The sequence below is a fragment of the Streptomyces sp. NPDC088745 genome (assembly GCF_044751045.1).
GTDB lineage: Bacteria > Actinomycetota > Actinomycetes > Streptomycetales > Streptomycetaceae > Streptomyces > Streptomyces cremeus.
In genome coordinates this window covers 379633-404560 of record NZ_JBIVLB010000002.1, presented here as the reverse complement: position 1 = coordinate 404560, position 24928 = coordinate 379633, and the positions used below count along the sequence as shown (strand labels likewise).

The 24928-nt window shown below is 71.5% G+C and carries 18 protein-coding genes; 11 read left to right on the top strand and 7 right to left on the bottom strand.

Translation table 11 applies throughout. The annotated features are described in order from the left end of the window. The first annotated feature begins 147 nt into the window (after window positions 1–147). The 4 genes from ACIP93_RS06405 to ACIP93_RS06390 all read left to right on the top strand — a co-directional run bounded on the left by ACIP93_RS06405 (window position 148) and on the right by ACIP93_RS06390 (window position 5012). Window positions 148–327, top strand: coding sequence for an SPOR domain-containing protein (locus tag ACIP93_RS06405; RefSeq protein WP_345228619.1), 180 nt, complete (start codon window positions 148–150; stop codon window positions 325–327). Window positions 328–432: 105 nt separating this feature from the next. Then, entirely contained in the window at window positions 433–846 is a 414-nt protein-coding gene (locus tag ACIP93_RS06400; RefSeq protein ID WP_345228618.1) for a (deoxy)nucleoside triphosphate pyrophosphohydrolase, read from the top strand. Between the two features lie 277 nt (window positions 847–1123). After that, window positions 1124–1561, top strand: a complete 438-nt coding sequence (locus tag ACIP93_RS06395; protein ID WP_401756291.1) for an ATP-binding protein — start codon at window positions 1124–1126, stop codon at window positions 1559–1561. A gap of 928 nt (window positions 1562–2489) precedes the next feature. Continuing rightward, window positions 2490–5012, top strand: a complete 2523-nt coding sequence (locus ACIP93_RS06390; RefSeq protein ID WP_401757003.1) for a SpoIIE family protein phosphatase — start codon at window positions 2490–2492, stop codon at window positions 5010–5012. Between the two features lie 3 nt (window positions 5013–5015). Here ACIP93_RS06390 and ACIP93_RS06385 read toward each other — a convergent pair whose 3' ends face one another. From ACIP93_RS06385 to ACIP93_RS06355, 7 genes are all read right to left on the bottom strand, one after another. Continuing rightward, window positions 5016–5726, bottom strand: a complete 711-nt coding sequence (locus tag ACIP93_RS06385; RefSeq protein ID WP_401756288.1) for a PspA/IM30 family protein — start codon at window positions 5724–5726, stop codon at window positions 5016–5018. Window positions 5727–5811: 85 nt separating this feature from the next. After that, complete coding sequence (locus ACIP93_RS06380) at window positions 5812–7884, bottom strand: TPM domain-containing protein (RefSeq protein WP_401756285.1); 2073 nt, start codon at window positions 7882–7884, stop codon at window positions 5812–5814. Window positions 7885–8415: 531 nt separating this feature from the next. After that, window positions 8416–9312 (bottom strand): arylamine N-acetyltransferase, encoded by an 897-nt coding sequence (locus ACIP93_RS06375; protein ID WP_401756282.1) that lies wholly within the window; start codon window positions 9310–9312, stop codon window positions 8416–8418. Between the two features lie 28 nt (window positions 9313–9340). Then, window positions 9341–10126: a succinate dehydrogenase/fumarate reductase iron-sulfur subunit gene (locus ACIP93_RS06370; protein ID WP_345228613.1), complete on the bottom strand. Its 786-nt coding sequence runs from the start codon at window positions 10124–10126 to the stop codon at window positions 9341–9343. Continuing rightward, window positions 10123–12072 carry a fumarate reductase/succinate dehydrogenase flavoprotein subunit gene (locus ACIP93_RS06365; protein ID WP_345228612.1) on the bottom strand — a complete coding sequence of 650 codons (1950 nt, stop codon included), beginning with the start codon at window positions 12070–12072 and terminating at the stop codon, window positions 10123–10125. The genes ACIP93_RS06370 and ACIP93_RS06365 overlap by 4 nt, the downstream gene beginning before the upstream one ends. Window positions 12073–12074: 2 nt before the next feature. Then, on the bottom strand, window positions 12075–12908 hold the full coding sequence (locus tag ACIP93_RS06360; RefSeq protein ID WP_401756278.1) for a hypothetical protein: 834 nt from the start codon (window positions 12906–12908) through the stop codon (window positions 12075–12077). A gap of 428 nt (window positions 12909–13336) precedes the next feature. Then, window positions 13337–13654, bottom strand: a complete 318-nt coding sequence (locus ACIP93_RS06355) for a hypothetical protein (protein WP_380837211.1) — start codon at window positions 13652–13654, stop codon at window positions 13337–13339. Between the two features lie 318 nt (window positions 13655–13972). On the opposite strand from ACIP93_RS06355, the gene ACIP93_RS06350 reads away from it, so the two are divergent. From ACIP93_RS06350 to ACIP93_RS06320, 7 genes are all read left to right on the top strand, one after another. Then, window positions 13973–16321, top strand: coding sequence for an ABC transporter family substrate-binding protein (locus ACIP93_RS06350; protein ID WP_401756275.1), 2349 nt, complete (start codon window positions 13973–13975; stop codon window positions 16319–16321). Between the two features lie 327 nt (window positions 16322–16648). Next, entirely contained in the window at window positions 16649–18553 is a 1905-nt protein-coding gene (gene typA, locus ACIP93_RS06345; RefSeq protein WP_345228609.1) for a translational GTPase TypA, read from the top strand. 455 nt (window positions 18554–19008) lie between these two features. Next, window positions 19009–20652: an ABC transporter substrate-binding protein gene (locus ACIP93_RS06340; protein WP_345228608.1), complete on the top strand. Its 1644-nt coding sequence runs from the start codon at window positions 19009–19011 to the stop codon at window positions 20650–20652. Between the two features lie 146 nt (window positions 20653–20798). Continuing rightward, entirely contained in the window at window positions 20799–21725 is a 927-nt protein-coding gene (locus ACIP93_RS06335; RefSeq protein WP_345228607.1) for an ABC transporter permease, read from the top strand. Further along, window positions 21718–22683, top strand: coding sequence for an ABC transporter permease (locus tag ACIP93_RS06330; RefSeq protein ID WP_345228606.1), 966 nt, complete (start codon window positions 21718–21720; stop codon window positions 22681–22683). The genes ACIP93_RS06335 and ACIP93_RS06330 overlap by 8 nt, the downstream gene beginning before the upstream one ends. 9 nt (window positions 22684–22692) lie before the next feature. Then, window positions 22693–23751 (top strand): ABC transporter ATP-binding protein, encoded by a 1059-nt coding sequence (locus ACIP93_RS06325; protein WP_345228605.1) that lies wholly within the window; start codon window positions 22693–22695, stop codon window positions 23749–23751. Next, complete coding sequence (locus ACIP93_RS06320; protein ID WP_345228604.1) at window positions 23744–24892, top strand: dipeptide ABC transporter ATP-binding protein; 1149 nt, start codon at window positions 23744–23746, stop codon at window positions 24890–24892. Before ACIP93_RS06325 ends, ACIP93_RS06320 begins: the two co-directional genes overlap by 8 nt. Window positions 24893–24928 lie beyond the last annotated feature (36 nt).

The following is a 24928-nucleotide window of genomic DNA, read 5'->3' as shown; positions in this document are numbered from 1 at the left end:
CGCCCCCTCTTCGGCGTCAACTCCCCAGTATTTCTTGGCCAGATCGGTGCCTCTTTGTGAAAACACATATCCGGTGCGTAAAGGTCAGGCGTAAGGTCGGGCATATGCGTACTGAGGTTTCCTGGGGACCCCTGACGGAGGCGCGCGATGAATGACAACGGCGATCGGCTTCCGTGGTTGGTGGTGCGGCAGGACGACAACGGCAACCGCTATCGCGTGGGGGCGTACGCCACGCGCGCGGAGGCCCAGCAGAGGGCCGACCAGCTCGAAAGCCACGGGCACAAGCAGTTGTACTGGATCGAACAGGCTGCGGCGAAGCAGCAGTGAGGGGGAGGAGCGCGCGCGGCGTGCGGCGGTGAATCCGATCAGTTCCCCGACGCCCGTACCGCGCCCGTGATCCAGCCGGGTGGGCACACCCGTAGGCTCCGCACCATGACGGAAACACTTGTCGTGGGCGGAGCCCTGTGCCGTGACGGGCGGCTGCTGGCGGCGCGCCGCAGCGCCCCGCCGGAGCTGGCCGGCCGCTGGGAACTGCCCGGCGGGAAACGCGAGCCGGGCGAGACGCCCGAGCAGGCGCTGGTCCGCGAACTGCGCGAGGAACTGGGCGTCGAGGTCGAGCCGCTGGAGCGCATTCCGGGGCAGTGGCCGCTGAAACCCGGGTACGTGTTCCAGGTCTGGACGGCCCGGCTGCTCTCCGGTGAGCCGCGCCCGCTGGAGGACCACGACGAGCTGCGCTGGCTCGGCCCCGACGAGAGCGACACGGTGGACTGGCTCGACCAGGACCGCCCGGCGGTCGCGGAGGCGGTGCGTCGGCTGCGGGCGGAGGGGTTCGGCGGGGAGGGCTGAGGGTCCATGGGGGTGGCGGGTGTCCCGGTCCTGGCCGGTTCCGGGTCGGTTCCGCATTCGTACGACCGCGGGTGCGGCCTCCTCGTACGGACTGATGCCGCCGGTCACACGGGTCTGAACGGGGCAATGGGACCCAGCGCACGGGCGACCCCGTACGCCGTTCGTGCCACAGTGCGCCCGTTCCCGGGATAGTCGGAGACGGATATCGGGTATGTGCTGATTAACCCCCTGAAAAAGGACACTGCCTCTTTGGGGTCCACTGCTGCTGTTCTGGGATGTGGTCGGCGTGCTGGACATCGAAGGCGCCTGCGCCGAGTGGACCTTCCCCGCTGAGCCCGGCGCGGTGCGCACCGCACGGCACGCGGTGCGCGACGCGCTGCGCGACTGGGGCCTCGAGGAGCTCAGCGACGTCAGTGTGCTGCTGGTCAGCGAGCTGGTGACCAATTCCCTGCGGTACACGTCCGGGCCGATCGGGGTGCGGCTGGTGAGGCTCGCCACCCCCGGGCCCCTGGCCGGAACCGCGGCCGCCGCGCCCGTCGTCCTGCGGGTGGAGGTCTCCGATCCGCTTCCGGATCCACCGCGCGAGCGGACCGCGGGGCCGGACGACGAGGGGGGGCGCGGCATGCAGTTGGTCGCGTGCTCCGCACGGCGCTGGGGAACCCGGCGCGGAAAGAGCGGCAAGACGGTGTGGTTCGAGCTGGCTCTGCCCGGTTAGAAGTGTGAAGGGACTTGAACGATCACGCGACATCCGGGAGGTCCCGGCCGGGCAGTGCATTACGGCCGAAAAGGGTCGGGTACGGCCCGGGAGGACGTCGCGATCGTGAACGCCGTGCCGTCTGGGGCCGCAGTGCTGAATACTGCGGGCAAGGCCGGTTCCGGTGAGGTGAGCTGGAGGGGACGGTCGTGTGAACGAGATACCGGCGAAGGCGCAGACGCCCGGCGAGGCAGCGGGCGGTGCTCGCGGCGCTGGCGGTGCCCTGGGCACCGGAGGATCGGCCGGGGCCCCAGCGGCGCCCGGACCCACCGGTCCGGACCGGGCGGCGGACGCGCAGCCGACGGCTCCCGAAGGCGTGCCCCGGGGGGCGGACGGCTACGCCGTGGCTGACGGGCCCGATGCCGGGTCGGGCGGTCCGTACCGTACGTACGGTCCACGCGGTACGCACGGTCCACGCGGTACGAGGACGAGCGGTGCGGGCGACGACGGCGGCGTGAGCGACGCGGCTCAGGGGCGGACCGCCACCGGGGGAGACCCTGAGCGGGCCGCGACCGGCGAGGACCTTCACCGGGGCACGAGCGCAGCAGGACCCGACCGGGGCACGAGCGCAGAGGGACCTGACCGGTCCCGGGGCGCAGAGGGATCTGGCCGGTCCGGGAACGCAGAAGGACCTGACCGGAGCCCGATCGCCGAGGGACCCGGCCGGGGCCCGACCGGCGCGGGCCACGACCGGAGCCGGGACGCGGGCGGCGCGGAGGGTGCCGGCCTTACGACTGGCGGTGCCGCGGTCGGCGGAGCTGCGGTCGGCGGCATCCGTGACGCGGCAAGCGGCGTCGGCGGGGTCGCGAGCGGTACCGGTGGGACACCACGCGGTGCCGGTGAGGCAGCGAGCGGCACCGGCGCCGGGGCCGCGGAGGGCGGCGGGCCCCTGTGGCAGTCCAGTCCGCCCGGGTCGATCTACGACTACATCAAGATCGCCTCCTTCTCGCTCGGCGCCGACGGCCGCGTCGAGCAGTGGAGCCGCCGGGCCGAGGAGCTCTTCGGGGTGCTCGCCCGGGAGGTCGTGGGGCGGGACCCGGTCGAGGTCTTCATGCCCGAGGAGTACCGCGGGCGCGGTCACCGCGAGGTGGCCGAGATCCTCGACGGCAAGGAGTGGACCGGCCTCGTCCCGTTCCGGATGCCCGAGGCGGCGGCTGGGACGAACGGTGCCGAGGGAGTCGCCGAGATCTATGTGATGCCCAGTGAGACCCAGGCCGGGGAGCGCGGCGCGCTCTGTCTGGTCGTCGACGTGCGCGCCCTGCGCCGGATCGAAACCGACCTCGCCGCCTCGCAGGCCATTTTCGGCCAATCTCCCTTCGGCTTCCTGCTGTTCGGCACGGATCTCACCGTGCAGCGCACCAACCGCCGCTTCGCCGAGGTCTTCGGCGGCGACGCCGACGCGCACCGGGGACGCACCGTCCACGACTACCTCGCCGCCCCCGAGGCCGAGCGCGTCTCCGCCGCCCTGCGCCGGGTGCTCGACACCGGCGACGCCATGACCGACATCCAGATCACCGGCACCGAACCCGGCAGCGCCGAGCGCCGGCACTGGTCCGTCAACCTCTACCGGGTGCACAGCGGCTCCGGCCGCCCGGTCGGCGTCGCGGGCCTGGCCACCGACGTCACCCGCCGCCACCGGGCCGCCCGCGAGGCCGCCGACGCCCGGCGCAACCTCGCCCTCCTCAACGAGGCGGGCGCCCGGATAGGGAACTCGCTGGACCTGGAGACCACCGCCCGGGAGCTGCTGGGCGTCGCCGTGCCGGGCTTCTGCGACCTGGCGTCCGTCGACCTGTACCAGGGGCTGCTGACGGGCGACGAGGCCCCGCCCGGGGTCACCGACGGCAGCGCCGAGCTGCGCCGGGTCGCGTTCGCCTCGGCCGTCTCCGACGCGCCGCTGGCCGCGCCCGGCTGCGTGGGCCCGGGGGAGGACCCCGCCGACATCCAGGTCGGCTCGGTCCACCGCTACCCCTTCACCACCCCGTGCGCGAAGGCGCTGCGCACCGGACGCGCCCGGGTCGTCCCCGGCGAGGACGGCGAGCTGGTGCACTCCACGATCGCGGTGCCGATGGTCGCCCACGACACGGTGATCGGGCTCGTGCAGTTCTCCCGCACCAAGGGGAGCGAGCCCTTCGGCGAGCGGGACCGGGCGCTGGCCACCGAGCTGGCCTCCCGGGCCGCCGTCTGCATGGACAACGCCCGCCTCTACCGCAGGGAGCACGAGCGCGCGCTGATCCTCCAGCGCAGCCTGCTGCCGCCCGGCGACCCCGAGGCCGCCGGGCTCGACATCGCCTGCCGCTACCTGCCGGGCAACACCGCCACTGAGGTCGGCGGCGACTGGTTCGACGTCATCGAACTCCCCGGCCACCGCACCGCGCTGGTCGTGGGAGACGTGATGGGGCGCGGGCTGCGCGCGGCCGTCGCCATGGGCGAACTCCGTACCGCCGTGCGGACCCTGGCGCTCCTCGATCTCGAACCGGCGGAAGTGCTCAGCGCCCTGGACGAGATCGCCCGCGGACTCGGCACCCCCAGCGGCGCCCAGCAGGCCTCCCGTGCCGCCCACAAGTCCCGGGAGGCGGACCTCTCCGAGGTGTACCTCGCGACCTGCGTGTACGCGGTCTACGACCCGGTCACCCGCCGCTGCACGTTCGCCAACGCGGGCCACCTGCCGCCCGTGGTGGTCGAGCCCGGCGAGGAGCCGCTGCTGCTCGACGTGCCGCCCGGAATGCCGCTGGGCGTCGGCGGCGAACCCTTCGAGGAGGTCGAGGTGGAGCTGCCCGAGGGCTCGCTGCTCGCCCTCTACACGGACGGTCTGGTCGAGTCCCGCGAACACCCCCTGGAGGAGGGCCTGCGCGACTTCCGCACGGCCATGAGCGGGCCGGTCCGCCCCCTGGAGGACGTCTGCGACCACGTCCTGACCACCCTCGACACCCGCCACGGCGAGGACGACATCGCCCTCCTGATGGCCCGCATCCAGGGCCTCCCGGCCGCCTCGGTCGGCGACTGGCGGCTGCCGCGCGAACCGCGCTCGGTGGGCCGGGCCCGCGAACTGGCCCGTGGCCAGCTCGTCTCCTGGGGCCTCGAAGACCTCGTGGACACCACGGAGCTGCTGGTCAGCGAGCTGGTCACCAACGCCCTGCGCTACGGCGAGGGCGAGGTGCGGCTGCGCCTGCTGCTCGACCGCACCCTGGTCTGCGAGGTTTGGGACGCGGGACTCGTCCAGCCCCGGCGCAGGCGGGCCCGCGACACCGACGAGGGCGGCCGCGGCCTCCAGCTCGTCGGGCTGCTCAGTGCGGCGTGGGGAGCCAGGCGCACCCCGCGCGGCAAGACGGTGTGGTTCGAACTGGCCCTGCCGGACGGGAAGTCGGCCGGTCCCGCCGAGCTGACGGTCGACCAACTGCTGAGCATGTACTGAGCGTCAGGCGTTCTTGAGGGCGGCCAGCCTGGCTTCGATCTCCGCGTCGTCGCCCAGGCTGTCCAACTGCTCGAACTGGGCGTCCAGCGAGGAGGCGGCCAGCTCCTGCTTGCCCGCCGCCCGCGCCTCCTCGCGCCGCACCTTGTCCTCGAAGCGGCTCAGCTCGCTGGTCGGGTCGAGGACGTCGATGTTCCGCACCGCGTCCATCATCGAGTTCTGGGCCTGCGCCGACTTCGCCCGGGCCACCAGCTCGTCGCGCTTAGAGGTGAGTTCGCCCAGTTTGGCCTTCATCTTCGTGAGGCCGTCCTTGAGCCCGTTCACCACCTCGGTCTGCGCGGCGATCGTCGGCTCGGCGGTCCTGGCCTCCTTCTCGGCCCGGAGCTGCCGCTGGAGCGCCACCTTCGCCAGCCCGTCGAACCGGTCGGCCTCCGCCGCCGAACCGCCCGCCCGCAGCTCGTCGGCCTTCCTGCTGGCGGCCAGCGCCTTGCCGCCCCACTCGCGGGCGGCGTCCACGTCCTCGCGGTGGTCCTGCTCCAGGAGCCGCAGATTGCCGATGGTGGTGGCGACGGCCTCCTCGGCCTCGGCGATGTTGCCGGTGTAGTCGCGGATGAGCTGGTCGAGCATCTTCTGCGGGTCCTCGGCCTGGTCGATCAGCGCGTTGATGTTGGCCTTGGCGAGCTGGGTGACACGGCCGAGGACGGACTGCTTGGACATGGTCTGCTCCCTGGGGTGAGTGGGGGTGCCGGGTGTACGTGTCATGGGTGCGGCGGTACGCGGTCGCCGTGACCGGCGGCGCGGCCTAGAACCGTCCTCCGCCTCCCCGGCGGCCCCGGGTGCCGCCGCCGCCGAAGCTGCCGGGACCCGCGCCGCCGCCGAAGCCCCCGCCGCCGAAGCCGCCTCCGTGACCGCCGCCGCGTCCGCCGTTGAGGATGCCGCCCAGGATGATGCCGCCGAGGACGGCCCCGTTCAGGCCGCCTCCGCCGGCGCCGCCGCCCCCGTACGGGCCGCCGAAGCCGCGCACGTCCTGCTCGGCGAGGCTCTGCGCCTCCCGGGCCAGGGCGTCGGCCCGCTGGGCCTCGGCGAGGGCGGCCGGGGCGTCGTCCGTCAGCGCCGCCGACTGCTCCAGGCGGCGCTGGGCCTCCGCGAGCCGGGTGCGGGCCGGGCTGCCCACGGCCCCGCGGTGGGTGGTGATGTAGTCGGCGGCCGCGCCGATCGCGGCGCGCGCGGTGAGGGTGGCCTGCCCCAGAAGGTCCCGGGCCCGCCGTCCGGTGCTCTCGCGCTCCCGGGCCCCGGCGAGGGCCCCGTCCAGCGCGGCGTCCGCCTCCTCGGTCCTGCGCAGGGCGTCGAGCGGGTCGTACCTCCCGGCCCGCATCTCCTCCCGTACGTCGCGCACGACGGCCTCCGCGCGCGCGATGCGCCCTCGCAGGTCGGCCATGCCGGCGCCCGGGGCCGTACCGCCGAGCAGGCCGCGGGCGTCGGCGAGGTCGGTGTCGGTCTCGGTCAGCACCCCGGCCAGCTCCTGCTCCGCGTCGGCCAGTTCGCGGGCCCGCCGCTCGACGGCGTCCACCAGGGTGGCGGCCTGGTCGACCGCGCCCTCCGCGGCCCGTACGAGGACGGCTGCCCGGCTGTTGTCCCCGGCGATCAGGACCTGTCGGGCCTGGTTGAGGTTGGCGGTGGCGAACACGAGGCGGTCCTTGGCCTGCTCGACGTGCCCGGCCACGGGGGCCGCGGCGGACGCGGCGTACCGCTCGCGCATCGTGGCGAGGGCGGACTCGGCGGCGCCGGTGCGCCCGGTGAGGTCGCGGAAGGCCGTCTCGGCGGCGTCGAGCGCGGCGGGGGCGTTGCGCTCCAGCTCGCGGAGGTGGTCGAAGGCGTCGGCCTCGGAGTCCAGACGGCGGTTGGCCTCGGCGCACCGGGCGAGGATCTCCTCCAGCATCCTCCGCCTGGTCGGATCGTCCTCGGGGAAGGCGTCGTCGAGCTGCTGCCGCACCCTGAACGCGCTGGTCAGTTCCCCCTTCGCGGACGCGAGCGCCTCGGCGAACGGCCGGGCGGCCTCCTCGCCGAACTGGGCGGTGGCGAAGCCCAGTTCCTCCTCGCTCGTGCGCAGGGCGTCATCCGTCTCGACGAGGGCCTGCTTGGCGCGGCTGTCGAGCTCGGGGAGCGGCGTGAGCGCGGGGGCGGCCCTCTCGGGCCCCGGGGCGCGCTTCCGCCTGCGGCGGCTGAAGGCGTACGCGGCCAGCGCGCCGGCGCCGCCGACGGCGACGACGGGAAGCACGAGGTCACCGGCGAAACCGTCCTCCGAACCCGGATCGCGGGTGCCGGGGGTGATGGCGGGGGTGGGCACGGGCCTGCCGTCGAGCACGGCGGCGTATCCGTTCGCCGCGCCGATGGCGGCCCCGGCCCAGTCGTTCTCGCGCAGGGCGGGCTTGACGGCGGTCGCGGAGACCTCGGCGAGCTGGGCGTCGCTGAGCCGGGAGTCCTGGTCGACGGAGTATGCGAACTGCCGGTCCCCGGTGGCGACGGCCAGCAGCACGTCGTCCCGGCCCAGCCCGTTGCGGGTGGCGGTGGTGTCGGCCCAGCTCTGGGCGGAGCGGCCGGAGAAGTTCCGGACGTACACGACGAAGAGCTGGACGCGGTGGTCGGCGTACAGCCGGTCGAGGGCCTGGGCGACCTCGCCGCGTCGTCCGCCGAGGGCGCCGGCCTTGTCGGTGAGCTGGCCGTCCGAGGACAGCCGGACGGGGTCTTCGGCGACCGCCGCGGCCGGGGGCGCGGGGTGCGGCGCGGCGGCGACGGACCACCCGCCCAGCCCGAGGAGGACGGCCAGCAGGGCGGCGGGCCGCGGGACGCGGGAACGGCTCTCGGGAGACGTCACAGAGGCGAGGCTATGTCGCCCTCACCACCCCCGCGACCGGGAGCGCCGGGGCCGGAGCGTGCGGGACGCGGTGTCGGAGGGGGCCGCGGGAGGGGGCGGGTCAGGTGCGGGCGGGGGCGGCCGCGGCGGGCCACCGGCACCGGAGGCGCCGGGGAGGCCGGCGCCGTCCGGGCGAGTACGGCGAACCTGCCCGGCCCGCCACCCGCCCTCTGCCCGGCCCGCCCCCTGCCCGGCCTGCTGACCGCCCGGCCCGCCGCCCGCCCCCTGCCCGGCCCGCCGCCTGCTCGGTCCGTCGTCCGCTCGGCCCGCCCCCTGCCCGGCCTGCTGACCGCCCGGCCCGCCGCCCGCCCCCTGCCCGGCCCGCCGCCTGCTCGGTCCGTCGTCCGCTCGACCCGCCGTCTGCCCGGCCCGCCGTCTGCCCGGCCCGCCGTCTGCCCGGCCCGCCGCTTGTGCGGCCGGGCGGTCCGGACCGTGCCCCGGGCGGCCTGGGAAAACCCCGCGCTGTCCGTGAGACGTCGTACCCCGTGGGCGTCAGGCGCTCGCGCGGGAGGCCGCCGCGTTGGCGGCCAGCCGCGCCACCAGCAGCCGCGCCTCTTCCTCGCCCTGCTGGATGCCGAAGGTCTCCGCCAGCACCCCGGGGACCTCCGCGGGTTCCAGGTCGCGGGTCACGGCCGGAAGGCCGCCGCCGGCCGTGCTGGTCGTCAGGCGCAGCTCGTCCAGGATGTGCAGGGTGCCGGGCAGTACGCGCTGCACGTACAGCCGGTGGCTGAACGGTGAATGGGAGCTGGTCGCCACGAAGTGGTTCGACGCCCGGAAGTCGACCGGGTACTGCGGAGTGAGAGTGAAGTTGTGCCGCACCATCCAGCCGTCCCCGTCCCCGTCCCCGTCGGCCTCCGGCCCGGACGCGGGTTGCAGCAGTTCCCACCCCCGCGCGCCGGGCGTGATCTCCGCCCGCTCGCGCAGCCGGTAGCGCCAGCCGTCCTGCTCGACCTCGCTGCCCGCCCCGCCCGGAACCAGCTCGACCGGCTCCAGCATGGACGCCCCGAAGCCGACGTCGCACAGCCACCGCCGCCCGTCCAGCTCCACGACGAGCAGCGCGTGCGTGGCGGGCAGCATCTTCTCGCTGCCCATCACGACCCGCCCCTGCACCGCGAAGAACTCGAACCCGAACGCCTCCAGCACGGCCGCGAACAGCGACACGTGCTCGAAGCAGTACCCGCCGCGCCCGCCGGCCACCAGCTTGTCCTGGAGCGAGGACAGGTCCAGCGGCACGTCGTGGTGGAGCATCGCGTCGACGGTGCTCCACCGCAGCTCCAGCACATGCCCGCGGTGCAGCGCCCGCAGGGCCTCCGGAGAGGGCTCGCGCGGCCCCTCGTAACCGGTCTTCTTCAGGTACGCGTCCAGATCGAGCGCTTCGCTGTTCCACATGCCTGGTCCAGCGCACGGCGTCCCGGGGCTATTCCGGCCGCCGCCGGATCTTGTCGCCGAGCCAGACCAGCGGGTCGTACTTGCGGTCGGCCGCCCGTTCCTTCAGGGGGATCAGCGCGTTGTCCGTGATCTTGATGTGCTCCGGGCACACCTCCGTGCAGCACTTGGTGATGTTGCAGTAGCCGAGCCCGTGCTCCTCCTGGGCGGTGCGCCTGCGGTCGAGACCGGACTCCGCCGCCGCGTCCAGCGGATGCATGTCCAGCTCGGCGATCCGCATCAGGAAGCGGGGGCCCGCGAAGGCCGTCTTGTTCTCCTCGTGGTCGCGCACCACGTGGCAGGTGTCCTGGCACAGGAAGCACTCGATGCACTTCCTGAACTCCTGCGACCGCTCCACGTCCACCTGCCGCATCCGGTACTCACCGGGCGCGACCCCCTCGGGCGGCACGAAGGCGGGCACCTCGCGGGCCTTCTCGTAGTTGAAGGACACGTCCGTCACCAGGTCCCGCACGACCGGGAAGGCGCGCAGCGGCGTCACCGTGATCGTGTCGGAGGGGGTGAAGGTCGACATGCGGGTCATGCACAGCAGCCGGGGCCGCCCGTTGATCTCCGCGCTGCACGAACCGCACTTGCCCGCCTTGCAGTTCCAGCGCACGGCCAGGTCGGGCGCCTGGGTGGCCTGGAGCCGGTGGATGACGTCGAGGACGACCTCGCCCTCGTTCACCGCGACCTTGAAGTCCTCGAGTCCGCCGCCTGCCGGACTCCCGCGCCAGACCCTGAAGTCGGCGACGTACTTTGCGGATGCCGCGTTCGTCACTCGGACAGCTCCTCTTCGGCGAGGTACTTGACCAGCTCCTCCTTCTCGAAGAGGGCGAGCAGGTCCGGGCGGATGGGCTCGGTCGTCGTGCTGACGAGTTCGATCTGGCCGCGCACCGGATCGGTGGCGGCGAGTCCGCCGGTCGGGTCGGCGGGGCGGCACAACAGGTTCACCGGCCGCCAGGCGCGGTCCATCGCGGGGAAGTCCTCCCGGGTGTGGCCGCCGCGGCTCTCGGTGCGCTCCAGGGCGGCACGCGCGACGCACTCGCTGACCAGCAGCATGTTGCGCAGGTCGAGCGCGAGGTGCCAGCCGGGGTTGAACTGCCGGTGCCCCTCCACCCCGGCGCGCCGCGCCCGTACCCGCAGCTCGGCCAGTTTCTCCAGGGCCTGCTCCATCTCGTGCTCCCGCCGGATGATGCCGACGAGGTCGTTCATGGTCTGCTGGAGCTCCTGGTGGAGGGTGTACGGATTCTCCGGCGGCCGTCCCGCCTCCGCGGAGCCCGGCTCGGGCCCCTCGGCGCTGAACGGGCGCAGGGCCTCGGCCGCCGCCGCGTCGACCTGGGTCCCGTCGACGGCCGGCCGTGCGGCGCCCAGGTGCTCGGCGGCGTGCTGGGCCGCGTACAGTCCGGCCCGCCGCCCGAAGACCAGCAGGTCGGACAGCGAGTTGCCGCCGAGCCGGTTCGAGCCGTGCATGCCCCCCGCCACCTCACCGGCCGCGAAGAGCCCCGGCACGCCGCGGGTGGCGGCGGTGTCGGAGTCCACGGCGACGCCCCCCATCACGTAGTGACAGGTGGGCCCGACCTCCATGGCCTCGGCGGTGATGTCCACGTCCGCCAGCTCCTTGAACTGGTGGTACATCGACGGCAGCCGCCGCCGGACGGTCTCGGCGGGCATCCGCGTGGACACGTCCAGGTACACCCCGCCGTGCGGCGACCCCCGGCCCGCCTTCACCTCGGAGTTGATGGCGCGCGCGACCTCGTCGCGGGGGAGCAGCTCGGGCGGGCGCCGGTTGTGGTCCGGGTCCTCGTACCAGCGGTCGCCCTCCTCCTCGGACTCCGCGTACTTCTCCTTGAAGACGTCCGGCACGTAGTCGAACATGAACCGCTTGCCGTCCGAGTTGCGCAGTACGCCGCCGTCGCCGCGCACGGACTCGGTGACCAGGATGCCCTTCACCGACGGCGGCCAGACCATCCCCGTCGGGTGGAACTGCACGAACTCCATGTTCAGCAGCGGCGCGCCCGCGAGCAGGGCCAGCGCGTGCCCGTCGCCCGTGTACTCCCACGAGTTGGACGTCACCTTGAAGGACTTCCCGATGCCGCCAGTGGCGAGGACGACGCTCGGCGCCGCCAGCACGAAGAACCGCCCGGACTCCCGCTCGTAGCAGAACGTCCCCGAGACCCGCTCCCCGTCCTTGAGGACGCGGGTGACGGTGCACTCCTGGAAGACCTTCAGCCGGGACTCGTGGTCCCCGGACTGCCGGAAGTCCTCCTGCTGCAACTGCACGATCTTCTGCTGGAGCGTGCGGATCAGCTCCAGCCCGGTCCGGTCCCCGACGTGCGCCAGCCTCGGGTATTCGTGCCCGCCGAAGTTGCGCTGCGATATCCGCCCGTCGGCGGTCCGGTCGAAGAGCGCCCCCCAGGTCTCCAGCTCCCAGACCCGGTCGGGCGCCTCCTTCGCGTGCAGCTCCGCCATCCGCCACTGGTTGAGGAACTTCCCGCCCCGCATCGTGTCCCGGAAGTGCACCTGCCAGTCGTCGCCGGAGTTCACGTTTCCCATGGACGCGGCGATGCCGCCCTCGGCCATCACGGTGTGCGCCTTGCCGAACAGTGACTTGCAGATCACCGCCGTACGCGCGCCCTGCTCGCGCGCCTCGATGGCGGCGCGCAGTCCCGCCCCGCCCGCGCCGACCACGACGACGTCCCACTCCTGCCGCTCCAGCTGAGTCATCTTTAGAAGAACCTCGGATCCTCGAAGGCGCCGGAAGCGACCAGATAGACGTAGAAGTCGGCGACGGCCACGCTGACCAGCGAGGCCCAGGCCAGTTGCATGTGGCGGGCGTTCAGCTTCCCGGCCCAGCTCCACAGCCGGTACCGCACCGGATGTCTGGAGAAGTGCCTGAGCCGTCCGCCGACGATGTGCCGGCAGGAGTGGCAGGAGAAGGTGTACGCCCAGATCAGGACGATGTTGACGAGGAAGACCAGGGTCCCGAGCCCCATGTGCCCCCACGCGTAGTCCGCGTCCCGGAAGGCCAGGACGGTGTCGTACGTCAGAATCCCGGCGACGGGGACGGCGGCGTAGAAGAAGTACCGGTGGACGTTCTGCAGCACCAGGGGGAAGCGGGTCTCCCCGGAGTACTTCTTGTGCGGCTCGGCGACGGCGCAGGCGGGGGGCGAGGCCCAGAAGCCGCGGTAGTAGGCCTTGCGGTAGTAGTAACAGGTCAGGCGGAAGCCGAGCGGGAAGATCAGGACGAGCAGCGCGGGGGAGAGGCCCCACCAGCTCCCGAAGACCTCCCAGTTGGGGCCGCCCTTCATGGGGACGCAGTTCTCGGCGAGGCAGGGGGAGTAGAAGGGGGAGACGTAGGGGGCGGCGTAGTAGTGCTCGTTGGCGAAGGCCCGCCAGGTCGAGTACACGACGAAGGCGAGGAGGCCGGCCGCGGTCGCCGCGGGGGCGAGCCACCAGCGGTCGGTGCGCAGGTGCCGGGCGGCGATCCGGGCCCGGCCCGGGGAGTGGACGCCGGTCCGCGCACTCGCGGTACCGGCTCTGGGTTCGGTGCCTGTGGCCAACGGGGGCTCCAGGGGTCTCGGGGTCGACTGGGCGGAGAGCGGAACGGGTGCTCATCCGTGCCCCGTCGGGGGCGCGGGGCTGTGCTCGATCTGCGGCTCGGGCGCGCGGGCGCTCTTTCCGTGCCCCGTCAGGGGCGCGGGGAACTGCGCGACCAGCCACGACGCACCCGCACGGAACCGTTTGACTGCCCCGCGGGTTCAGGTGAAGGGGCGGGGCTGGGGACCTGCCTTTCCGGTACGGACGGTGCCGGGCCCCTGCTGGACGGCCGTCCGGAACAGGGCCCGGCCGGGGCCGGAAGCGGGAGGGGTCGCCCCCCTGCCCGCCCGTCCCGCCTCTGGGAGGCGGCCCCGCCGCCCAAGGGGGCCGGCCGGAGTCGGGAGGAGCAGGGCCCCACGGGCCGAACCGCCCCCCGCCCCGAGGGGGGGGCTCAGGGGGCGCGACGGTCCCGCGCCCCCAGCCCCTCGTCGTCCGAGTCCGTCCACAGCGCACTGTCGTACGGCGCATCCGGAATCGTGATCAGCTCCGGCCGAGCCGGCCCCCGCCTCCCCGCGGACCCGCCTCCCGCCGCCGCCAAGGCGCTCAGCATCGCCACGCTCTCCCTCAGGTGCGCCGCATCCGTCCGCACCCGCCGCACGTCCAGCGGGTGGCTCTCGCCGAGCCCGGCCCGCCCGGTCAGCGTCAGCACCGACCGTTCCAGCCGGTCCAGACAGTCCTGAAGATCCGTCAATTCCTCGTGCAGGGACATGGTTTGGCCTCGCTTCCGCCGTGCGCTCACGCAACGCCCATGCGCCTGGAGTGTCGCGCGTCACATCCCCCCTTGTGAAGGGTGCGTACGCCGGTACGCGCAGCGCGTCCGTCCCGCGCGCCCCACCGGTGCCCGCCGGATTGCGCCGCACGGGTGCCCTTCCCCGAATGCCCGACGTGTCGTCACCGCCGCCCCGCGCGAGGTCCTTTTCAGTGGGCGACAAGGACGACAAGTGTGATCACCCCAATAACCCCCCGAACGTGAAACTCAACCGCCCCTTCCGGCAGGAACGGCCGGGTCAGCCTGGAGGTACCAGCCATGTCCGACGCCGCGATCCCGCGCGCGCCCCGCGCCAGGCGCACCCGGCGTGCCCCGCGCCCCGCGACCCTCCTGGTCTGCGGAGTGCTCGTGCTGCCCACGCTGGCCGGCTGCGGCGGAGCGTCGGACGAGCAGCCCGGCGGGGCGGTGCCCGTGGCCGCCGACCTCGCCGCGGCCGACCGCGAGCAGGTCGCCGACGGAGGCACCCTCCACTGGGCCGTCGACTCCGTCCCCGCCACCTTCAACGCCTTCCAGGCGGACGCCGACGCCACGACCACGCGCGTCGCGGGCGCGGTGCTGCCCGCCCTGTTCGTGCTCGACGCGGCCGGCAAGCCGCAGCGCAACCCCGACTACCTGGAGGACGCCTCGGTCGTCGAGCGCGAACCCAAGCAGGTCGTCCTCTACCGGATCAACCAGCAGGCGGTCTGGGGCGACGGCCGCGAGATCGGCGCCGCCGACTTCGTCGCCCAGTGGCGGGCCCTGCGCGGCAAGGACTCCGCGTACTGGACCGCCCGCAACGCCGGTTACGAACGCATCGAGAAGATCGAGCGCGGCGCCAACGACCTCGAGGTGCGGGTCACCTACGCCCGCCCGTACGCGGACTGGCGCTCCCTGTTCACCCCGCTGTACCCCAAGGAGGTCATGGGCACGCCCGAGGCCTTCAACGAGGGCGCCCGCACGAAGCTGCAGTCGACGGCGGGCCCGTTCCGCCCGGTGAAGCTGGACCGCGAGGACGGCTCGGTCGTGCTGGAGCGCAATCCGCGCTGGTGGGGGCAGCCCGCCAAGCTGGACAAGCTCGTCCTGCGGGCCGTGCCGCGCGGCGAGCGCGCCGAGGCCCTGGCCGACGGCCGCGTCGACATCGCCGAGGTCGACCGACGGGCCGCCGACCGGATCGCGCTGGCCGCCAAGGAGGCGGGCCGGGCCCCCACGTCCCACGGCCCCGGCTCCACCACCAGCGCCGCCGACGCCCTGCGCTCCTGGGCGCGGGCGCACGGCGCGGTCGACGAGGAGACCGCCGAGGCCGAGCAGGAGGCCCGCAGGAAGAAGCAGGCCGAGATCCGGTCGTACGCGAAGCAGCAGCGCGCGCTGCGCGCCTTCACCGTACGGAAGTCCCTGGAGCCCGCCTACACGCAGCTCGCGATGAACGGCACCTCGGGGCCGCTCGCCGACGAGCGGGTGCGCCGGGCGGTGGCCCGCGCCCTGAACCGCGAGGAGCTCGCCGCGTCGGTGCTCGCCCCGCTGGGCCTGCCCGCCGCCCCGCTCGGCAGCCACCTGGCACTGGCCGGCCAGGAGGCGTACGCCGACGGCAGCGACGCCCTCGGCTCCCAGGACGCACAGGCCGCGCAGGCCCTCCTCGCCGACGCGGGCTTCACCACGGGCGGCGCGGGCAACCAGACCGCCGCGAGCGCCCCGCGGAAGGAGGCCCCGAAGAAGAAGGACGGCGACGAGACCTCCGACGAAGCCTCCGACGAGGTTTCCGACGAGGGCCTGTACATCGTCGGCGACGACAAGCCGGGCGACGGCGGTCCCGCCGAGTCCGGCGGCTACGTCCTGGCCCCGGCCGCCGGGTCCGCCTCCCTGCTCTCCCCGCCCCTGGTCCTCGCGCACGGCACGCCCCGGGAGGACGGCCGGGCGCGGTCCGAGTACCGCGACCACAAGGAGCGGGCGGACGGCAAGACCGAGGCCAAGGAGAAGAAGAAGGGCGGCATGGCCGGCGCCTACGCCCCGCGCGGCACCGCCGCCCCCGCGGCGGCCGGTGCGGCGGGCGCCGCCGCGGCCGGGCCCCGCGCGGTCGGCAAGGACGGCAAGCCGCTGACCCTGCGCTTCGTGCTGCCCGCCGACCCCGGCTCGGCCGCCCTGCGCGCGGTCGGCGAGCGGATCGCGCGGATGCTCCGGTCCATCGGGGTGCGCACCGAGATCAAGAAGGTCGAGGACGCCAGCTACTTCAAGGACCACATCGCCTCCGGCGACTACGACCTGGCGCTCTACTCCTGGCCCGGCACCGCCTACCCCGCCACCGACGCCCGGCCGATCTTCGCCAAGCCGGAGCCCGCGGCGGACGGCTCGCTGTTCGTCGAGCAGAACTACACCCGGGTCGGCACCGACCACATCGACCAGCTCTTCGACCGGGCGGCGGCCGAGCTGGACGAGGAGGCGGCCCGGGAGCTGCTGAAGCAGGCCGACGAACGGATCTGGGCGGCGGCCGGGTCCATTCCGCTCTACCAGCGCCCCGAGCTGGTCGCGGTGAAGCCGAAGCTGGCGAACACGGGCGCCTTCGGCTTCTCGGCCCCCCGTTACCAGGACATCGGCTTCAAGAAGCCCGATTCGGCCAAAGATGACGGCAAGTAATCGGAAATAACCGCTGCATCGCAGGTCAGAGCCCATCTCGGGATCTGAGAACCCACCGTGAATCAGCCCCGTTTCCTTGCCCGCCGAGCCTTCGGCGGGCAAGGTCGTTCCCGACTCCTTGACCCGTCAGTCCGCACCCCCCGCACCCTTCGCGCAGGTCACCCCCGCCCACCCCGGCGAACCCCTGGCGAGCACCGTACCGATCGGCCCGGGAAGCCCGTCCCGCGTGCGCCCCGTACCATGGGGTAAGCCGTGGCGCGTCCGCCCGGTGGGCGTACGAGGAACGAGACGCCGCATCCCCCGATCGAGAGAAGCGTTTAGCAACCCATGCCCACGCGCCACGACATCCGTAACGTAGCCATCGTCGCCCACGTCGACCACGGCAAGACGACCATCGTCGACGCCATGCTCAAGCAGGCCGGCTCCTTCGCCGCGCACGCCTCTGAGTCGCTCGACGACCGCATGATGGACTCGAATGACCTGGAGCGTGAGAAGGGCATCACGATCCTGGCCAAGAACACCGCGGTGAAGTACCACCCGAAGGATGGCGGCGACGTCATCACCATCAACATCATCGACACCCCGGGCCACGCCGACTTCGGCGGCGAGGTCGAGCGCGGCCTGTCGATGGTGGACGCGGTCGTCCTGCTCGTCGACGCCTCCGAGGGCCCGCTGCCGCAGACGCGCTTCGTGCTCCGCAAGGCCCTCCAGCAGCGCCTGCCCGTCATCCTGTGCATCAACAAGACGGACCGCCCGGACTCCCGGATCGACGAGGTCGTCAACGAGACGTACGACCTGTTCCTGGACCTGGACGCGGACGAGGACCAGATCGAGTTCCCGATCGTCTACGCCTGCGGCCGTGACGGCATCGCCTCGCTGACCAAGCCGGAGGACGGCACCGTCCCCGCCGACAGCGACTCGCTGGAGCCGTTCTTCTCCACCATCCTCCAGCACGTCCCGGCCCCCGAGTACGACGAGGCCGCCCCCCTCCAGGCGCACGTCACCAACCTGGACGCCGACAACTTCCTCGGCCGCATCGCGCTGCTCCGCGTCGAGCAGGGCGAGCTGCGCAAGGGCCAGACGGTGGCCTGGATCAAGCGCGACGGCACGATCTCCAACGTGCGCATCTCCGAGCTGATGATGACCGAGGCGCTCACCCGCAAGCCCGCCGAGGTCGCGGGTCCCGGTGACATCTGCGCCGTGGCCGGCATCCCGGAGATCATGATCGGCGAGACCCTGGCCGACCCGGAGAACCCGATCGCGCTCCCGCTGATCACGGTCGACGAGCCCGCCATCTCCATGACCATCGGCACCAACACCTCCCCGATGGTCGGCCGCGGCGGCACGGGCAAGGGCGCGGACGCCAAGTCCGCCGTCAAGGACCGCAAGGTCACCGCCCGCCAGGTCAAGGACCGCCTGGACCGCGAGCTCATCGGCAACGTCTCGCTCCGCGTCCTGGACACCGAGCGCCCCGACGCCTGGGAGGTGCAGGGCCGCGGCGAGCTGGCGCTGGCCATCCTGGTCGAGCAGATGCGCCGCGAGGGCTTCGAGCTGACCATCGGCAAGCCGCAGGTCGTCACGCAGCTCATCGACGGCAAGGTGCACGAGCCGGTCGAGCGCATGACGGTCGACGTCCCCGAGGAGCACATGGGCGCCGTCACGCAGCTCATGGGCGTCCGCAAGGGCCGCATGGACAACATGTCCAACCACGGCTCCGGCTGGGTCCGCATGGAGTTCGTCGTCCCGTCCCGCGGCCTCATCGGCTTCCGTACGGAGTTCCTGACCAGCACCCGCGGCACCGGCATCGCCCACTCGATCCACGAGGGCCTGGAGCCGTGGTTCGGCCAGCTCGTGACCCGTAACAACGGCTCCCTGGTCGCCGACCGCGCCGGCACGGTCACGCCGTTCGCGATGATCAACCTCCAGGAGCGCGGCGTCCTGTTCACCGACCCCGGCACCGAGGTGTACGAGGGCATGATCATCGGCGAGAACTCGCGCGCCGACGACATGGACGTGAACATCACCAAGGAGAAGAAGCTCACCAACATGCGTGCCGCTTCCGCCGACACCACCGAGAACGTGGTGCCGCCGCGCAAGCTGTCGCTGGAGCAGTCCCTGGAGTTCTGCCGCGACGACGAGTGCGTCGAGGTGACCCCGGAGGCCGTGCGCATCCGCAAGGTCGTCCTGGACGCCAAGGAGCGCGGCCGCACGGCTTCGCGCGCCAAGCGCTAGGCACTCCCGCCGGGCGGCCGCCCGGCCGGGGAGCCGGAGGCCCGACACTCGTCAGAGTGTCGGGCCTCCGGGCTGTCCGGGCAAGATCCAACCGTCCCGTACCGACCCGCCGGTCAAGTCGTTTTCGCGGGCCATGTGTCCGGATATCGATCAACACTCTCCGGAAGTTGCGTTAACAGTCCGTTTCGGGGGTGTCTGTCTGGGCTCACTTTGTCCGGATTTCGGGCAGTGGGCGATAAGTGATGTTGTCAAAACGAGACCCTTTAAGTGTGGTTTACGGTCCGGACGTACTTAATAGTTGGCTCCACTGAGCTCGGGTCAATGGGTTGGGCGCTGTGGGGAGCGCCGACTCACGAGCACACTGGGGCACCAGAATCTTCTCGCCGTCAGGGGTGTCGGCGAGTGCACCTGTGCCCTCTCTTGCAGTTAACAAGTGGACTCATGAGGAGGAACCCATGCGCGGTGCCAAGAGCGCCAAGTGGGTCGCAGGCGCGATAGTCGTGGCTCTGGCCGCTACCGCCTGCGGTGGCAACGAGAAGAAGAGCGGCGGCGGCATGAGCGAGGGGAAGGCCGACCCGAACGGGATCCTGGTCGCCCAGCTCAGCGAGCCGCAGAACCCGCTCCAGCCGGCCAACGCCAAGGAGAGCCAGGGCAGCCGCGTGCTGCGCACGGTCTTCTCCGGCCTGGTCGACTACGAGCCCGGCACCGGCAAGCTGGAGATGGTCAACGCCGAGTCCGTCACGCCGAACGAGGACTCCAGCGTCTGGACCGTCAAGCTGAAGCCCGGCTGGAAGTTCCACGACGGCACCCCGGTCAACGCGCAGTCCTACGTGAAGTCGTGGAACTGGTCGGCCAACGTCAAGAACAACCAGACCAACTCCAGCTGGTTCCAGGACATCAAGGGCTACGCCGATGTCCACCCGGAGAAGGGCGACCCGACCAAGACCGAGATGGAGGGTCTGAAGGTCGTCGACGAGAACACCTTCACGATCAACCTGACCGGCCCGGTCTCGTACTTCGCCTACAAGCTCGGCTACGACGTCTGGGCGCCGCTGCCGGAGTCCTTCTTCAAGGACCCGAAGGCCGCCGGCCAGAAGCCGATCGGCAACGGCCCGTACAAGTTCGAGTCGTGGGAGCACAACAAGGTCATCAAGGTTCGGAAGTTCGACGGTTACCAGGGCCCGAACAAGGCCAAGAACGGTGGCATCGACTTCAAGAACTACACGACCGCGGAGTCGGCCTACTCGGCACTGCGTTCGGACCAGCTCGACTGGATCGAGCAGGTCCCGGTCACCGCGCTGAAGAACTACAAGCAGGACCTCGGCGACCGCGCGATCGACCAGGAGTACTCGGCCGTCCAGTCGATCGTCCCGGCGTTCTACACGGACCAGTTCAAGGGCATCAACCCGAAGGTCATCCAGGGCCTCTCGATGGCGATCGACCGCGAGACGATCACCAAGACGGTGCTCAACGGCACCCGTGAGCCCGCGGACTCCTACGTCGCCCGCGGCGTGCTCGGCTACAAGGCCGGCGCCCTCGGCGACATCACGAAGTTCGACGCGGCCAAGGCCAAGGCGCTCATCACCGAGGGCGGCGGCGTCCCGGGCAACAAGATCTCGATCCAGTTCAACGCCGACCAGCCGCACAAGGCGTGGGTCGACGCGGTCTGCAACTCCATCCGCCAGGCCACCGGCGTCGAGTGCGTCGGCGACTCGAAGCCGGACTTCGCGACCGACCTGAACGCCCGTGACGGCAAGAAGGTCAAGTCCATGTACCGCGGTGGCTGGGTGCTCGACTACCCGGTCAACTCGAACTTCATGCGTGACCTGTACGGCACGACGGCCGCCGGCAACACCAGCGGTTACTCCAACAAGGAGTTCGACGAGCTCGCCGCCAAGGCCGACAAGGCCAAGACGCTCGACGAGACCGTGAAGATGTACCAGGACGCCGAGCAGCTCCTGGCGAAGAACATGCCGGCCATCCCGCTGTGGTTCTACAAGAACAACTCGGGCCAGTCCAAGAACGTGTTCGGCAAGATCGTGTACGGCCAGGACGGCGACCCGATCTTCACCGACGTTCAGGTCAAGGCCAAGAAGTAAGTCTTCTCAGAACCGGCCTGCCGGCGCCGCCCCTGTCCGGGGGCGGCGCCGGCAGGCAGGCGTAGGCCCGTCAACTCGCCGCCCACACCCCATGGCGGAGAACAACTGCGAAGGCCATCGCCGACCCCTCACGGCATGGAGGCATGATGGGGCGCTACGTCGCTCGGCGACTGCTCCAGATGATCCCGGTGTTCCTCGGGACCACTCTGTTGATTTTCCTTATGGTTCACATCCTTCCCGGCGACCCGATCAGGGCCATGTTCGGCGACAAGGGTGCGGACCCGGCCCAGTTGGCCTCACTGCGCAAGGAGTTCGGGCTCGACCAGCCCCTCTACATGCAGTACGTCAACTACATGAAGGACCTGTTCCAGCTCGACTTCGGGAACACCTTCGGCGGCCGACCGGTCTGGGACGAGATGACCGCCGCCTTCCCGGTGACCATCCGCCTCACGATCGTCGCTCTCACCATCGAGCTGATCATCGGTCTCGCGCTCGGCGCGTGGGCCGGCCTGAAGGTGGGCAAGGCCCCGGACACCGGCGTCCTGCTCTTCACCCTCGTGGTCATCTCGGTGCCGGTGTTCATCATGGGCTACCTGGCCCGCTACGTCTTCGCGGACACCCTGGGATGGGTGGCTCCGAACGTCGAGGACTCGATGGACATCACCCAGTTGCTGCTACCGGGCTTCGTCCTGGCCATGCTCTCCATGGCGTACGTGGCACGGCTGACGCGCACGACCTTCGCCGAGAACCTGCGTGCGGACTACATGCGCACCGCCCTCGCCAAGGGTCTGCCCCGACGCCGCATCGTCGGAGTGCACCTGCTGCGCAACTCCCTGATCCCCGTGGTGACCTTCGTCGGCACCGACATCGGCGGCTTCATCGGAGGCGCCGTCGTCACCGAGGGCATCTTCAACGTCCAGGGAGTGGGCAACCTGCTCTTCCGGGCGCTCCAGCAGCGTGAGGGTTCCACCATCGTCGGAATCGTCACCGTGTTCGTCCTGATCATCCTGGTGATCAACCTGATCGTCGACCTGCTGTACGCGGTCCTGGACCCGAGGATCCGGTATGCCTGACGTGACCAAGTCCAAGACCGACGCCGCCGTGGACGCCATCGCGCCCCCGGCAGCGGACGCGGCCCCCGAGGCCGTCAAGAGGGAGTCCACCGGCAAGCCCCGCAGCCTCTGGGGCGACGCCTGGTACGACCTGCGCCACCGCCCGATGTTCTGGACCGCGGCGACCATGCTGTTCGTCCTGCTGGTGATCGCGGCCTTCCCCGGCCTGTTCACCAGCGCCGACCCGCGGGCCGGCGACCTGACCAACAACTACCTGACCAAGCCCGAGCTGGGGCACTTCTTCCAGGCGGACTGGTTCGGTTACGACATCCAGGGCCGGTCGATCTACGCACGCGTCATCCACGGCACCCGCGCGTCGATCCTGGTCGGCGTCGGCGTGACCCTCGCGATCACCCTCATCGGCGGTCTGCTGGGTCTGATCTCCGGCTACTTCGGCGGCTGGATCGACTCGATCATCTCGCGCGTCACGGACATCTTCTTCGGCCTGCCCTTCCTGCTCGGCACGATGGTCGTCCTGAACGCCTTCACCGAGCGCAAGGTGTACGTCGTCATCGCGGCGCTCGCGTTCCTCGGCTGGACGTCGATCTGCCGCGTGATGCGGGCCTCGGTGATCAGTGCCAAGCAGGCGGACTACGTGACCGCGGCCCGCGCCCTCGGCGCCGGGACCAGCCGGATGATCTTCCGGCACGTCCTGCCCAACGCGCTCGCGCCCACCATCGTGGTCGCCACCATCGCGCTCGGCGGCTTCATCTCCGCCGAGGCGACGCTGTCCTACCTGGGTCTGGGTCTCGCCGACCCGACCATCTCGTGGGGCATCGACATCTCGGCGGGCAGCGAGGAGATCCGCAACAACCTCCACGTGCTGATCTTCCCGGCCGGAATGCTCTTCCTTACGGTGTTCGCGTTCATCATGCTCGGTGACACGGTCCGTGACGCCCTCGACCCGAAGCTGCGCTAGGAGGGCGTCGTGACGATCATCGAAGAAACCGCAAGTGCCCCCCTTTCCGGAGCGGGCGAATCCGACAACACCCCGCTGCTCGAAGTGCGCGACCTGCACGTCGAGTTCCACACCCGCGACGGTGTGGCCAAGGCGGTCAACGGTGTGAACTACTCCGTCGGCGCCGGCGAGACCCTCGCCGTCCTCGGCGAGTCCGGCTCGGGCAAGTCCGTGACCGCGCAGGCGATCATGGGCATCCTGGACATGCCGCCGGGCAAGATCCCGCAGGGCCAGATCCTCTACCGCGGGCAGGACATGCTCACGATGGGGTACGAGGAGCGGCGCAGGATCCGCGGCCGGAAGATCGCGATGATCTTCCAGGACGCGCTCTCGTCCCTCAACCCCGTGCTCACCGTGGGCTACCAGCTCGGCGAGATGTACCGGGTGCACCTCGGCCTCTCCAAGAAGGAGGCCAAGGCCAGGGCCATCGAGCTGATGGACAAGGTCAAGATCCCCGCCGCCGCGGCGCGGGTGAACGACTACCCGCACCAGTTCTCCGGCGGCATGCGCCAGCGCATCATGATCGCGATGGCGCTCGCCCTGGAGCCCGACCTGATCATCGCGGACGAGCCGACCACGGCCCTGGACGTGACGGTGCAGGCGCAGGTCATGGACCTGCTCGCGGAGCTCCAGCGCGAGTTCAACATGGGCCTGATCCTGATCACCCACGACCTCGGCGTCGTCGCCGACGTCGCGGACAAGATCGCGGTCATGTACGCGGGCCGGATCGTCGAGACCGCCCCGGTCCACGAGATCTACGCGCGGCCGGCCCACCCGTACACCAAGGGACTGCTCGAATCGATCCCGCGCCTGGACCAGAAGGGCCAGGAGCTGTACGCGATCAAGGGTCTCCCGCCGAACCTGCTCAAGATCCCGTCGGGCTGCGCCTTCAACCCGCGCTGCCCCATGGCGCAGGACGTGTGCCGCACGGACATCCCGCCGCTGGTGCAGGTCACCGAGCAGGACGGCGCCGAACTGCCCGGCCGCGGTAGCGCGTGCCACTTCTGGAAGGAGACGATCCATGGCTGAGCTCAACAAGTCCGATGAGGCCGTGGACGCGACCCCCAACGTCACCGAGGTCGAGACGGTGGACGCCGCCTCGGTCGAGGAGGCCGTCGCCGCCATCGAGGCGCCGGTGCAGCGCGGGGAGCCGATCCTCCAGGTCCGCAACCTGGTCAAGCACTTCCCGCTGACCCAGGGCATCCTCTTCAAGCGCCAGGTCGGCGCGGTCAAGGCCGTGGACGGGGTCTCCTTCGACCTCTACCAGGGCGAGACGCTCGGCATCGTGGGCGAGTCCGGCTGCGGCAAGTCCACGGTCGCCCGGCTGCTGATGACGCTGGAGACGGCGACCGCGGGCGAGGTCTTCTACAAGGGCCAGGACATCACCAAGCTGACCGGCCGGGCCCTCAAGGCCGTCCGCCGGAACATCCAGATGGTCTTCCAGGACCCGTACACCTCGCTGAACCCGCGCATGACGGTCGGCGACATCATCGGCGAGCCCTTCGAGATCCACCCCGAGGTGGCGCCCAAGGGCGACCGGCGCCGCAAGGTGCAGGACCTGCTGGACGTGGTCGGGCTCAACCCCGAGTACATCAACCGCTATCCGCACCAGTTCTCCGGCGGCCAGCGCCAGCGCATCGGCATCGCCCGCGGCCTGGCCCTCAACCCCGAGATCATCATCTGCGACGAGCCCGTCTCGGCCCTGGACGTGTCCGTGCAGGCGCAGGTGATCAACCTGATGGAGAAGCTCCAGGACGAGTTCAACCTGTCCTACGTCTTCATCGCGCACGACCTCTCGATCGTGCGGCACATCTCCGACCGCGTCGGCGTGATGTACCTGGGCAAGATGGCGGAGATCGGCTCCGACGCCGAGATCTACGAGTACCCGACCCACCCGTACACCCAGGCGCTCCTGTCGGCCGTCCCCGTGCCGGACCCGACCGCCCGCGACCACCGCGAGCGGATCGTGCTCACCGGTGACGTGCCCTCGCCGGCCAACCCGCCGTCGGGCTGCCGCTTCCGGACGCGTTGCTGGAAGGCGGAGGAGAAGTGCGCGCAGGAGGAGCCGCTGCTGGCGATCCCGACGCGTTTCGTGGGCACGGACACTCCGGCGGCCCACGAGTCGGCGTGCCACTTCGCCGAGGTCAAGGACGTGGTGGGCGCGGCCTGAGCCGTTCCCTTGCCAGGACCTGACGCACCGCCCCCG

Bases quoted from the DNA above. Each gene is read 5' to 3' on its own strand.
- ACIP93_RS06405 (WP_345228619.1), top strand. From the start codon at position 148: ATGAATGACAACGGCGATCGGCTTCCGTGGTTGGTGGTGCGGCAGGAC.
- ACIP93_RS06400 (WP_345228618.1), top strand. From the start codon at position 433: ATGACGGAAACACTTGTCGTGGGCGGAGCCCTGTGCCGTGACGGGCGG.
- ACIP93_RS06385 (WP_401756288.1), bottom strand. From the start codon at position 5,726: ATGTCCAAGCAGTCCGTCCTCGGCCGTGTCACCCAGCTCGCCAAGGCC.
- ACIP93_RS06375 (WP_401756282.1), bottom strand. From the start codon at position 9,312: ATGTGGAACAGCGAAGCGCTCGATCTGGACGCGTACCTGAAGAAGACC.
- ACIP93_RS06365 (WP_345228612.1), bottom strand. From the start codon at position 12,072: ATGACTCAGCTGGAGCGGCAGGAGTGGGACGTCGTCGTGGTCGGCGCG.
- ACIP93_RS06355 (WP_380837211.1), bottom strand. From the start codon at position 13,654: ATGTCCCTGCACGAGGAATTGACGGATCTTCAGGACTGTCTGGACCGG.
- ACIP93_RS06350 (WP_401756275.1), top strand. From the start codon at position 13,973: ATGTCCGACGCCGCGATCCCGCGCGCGCCCCGCGCCAGGCGCACCCGG.
- typA (WP_345228609.1), top strand. From the start codon at position 16,649: ATGCCCACGCGCCACGACATCCGTAACGTAGCCATCGTCGCCCACGTC.
- ACIP93_RS06340 (WP_345228608.1), top strand. From the start codon at position 19,009: ATGCGCGGTGCCAAGAGCGCCAAGTGGGTCGCAGGCGCGATAGTCGTG.
- ACIP93_RS06335 (WP_345228607.1), top strand. From the start codon at position 20,799: ATGGGGCGCTACGTCGCTCGGCGACTGCTCCAGATGATCCCGGTGTTC.
- ACIP93_RS06330 (WP_345228606.1), top strand. From the start codon at position 21,718: ATGCCTGACGTGACCAAGTCCAAGACCGACGCCGCCGTGGACGCCATC.
- ACIP93_RS06320 (WP_345228604.1), top strand. From the start codon at position 23,744: ATGGCTGAGCTCAACAAGTCCGATGAGGCCGTGGACGCGACCCCCAAC.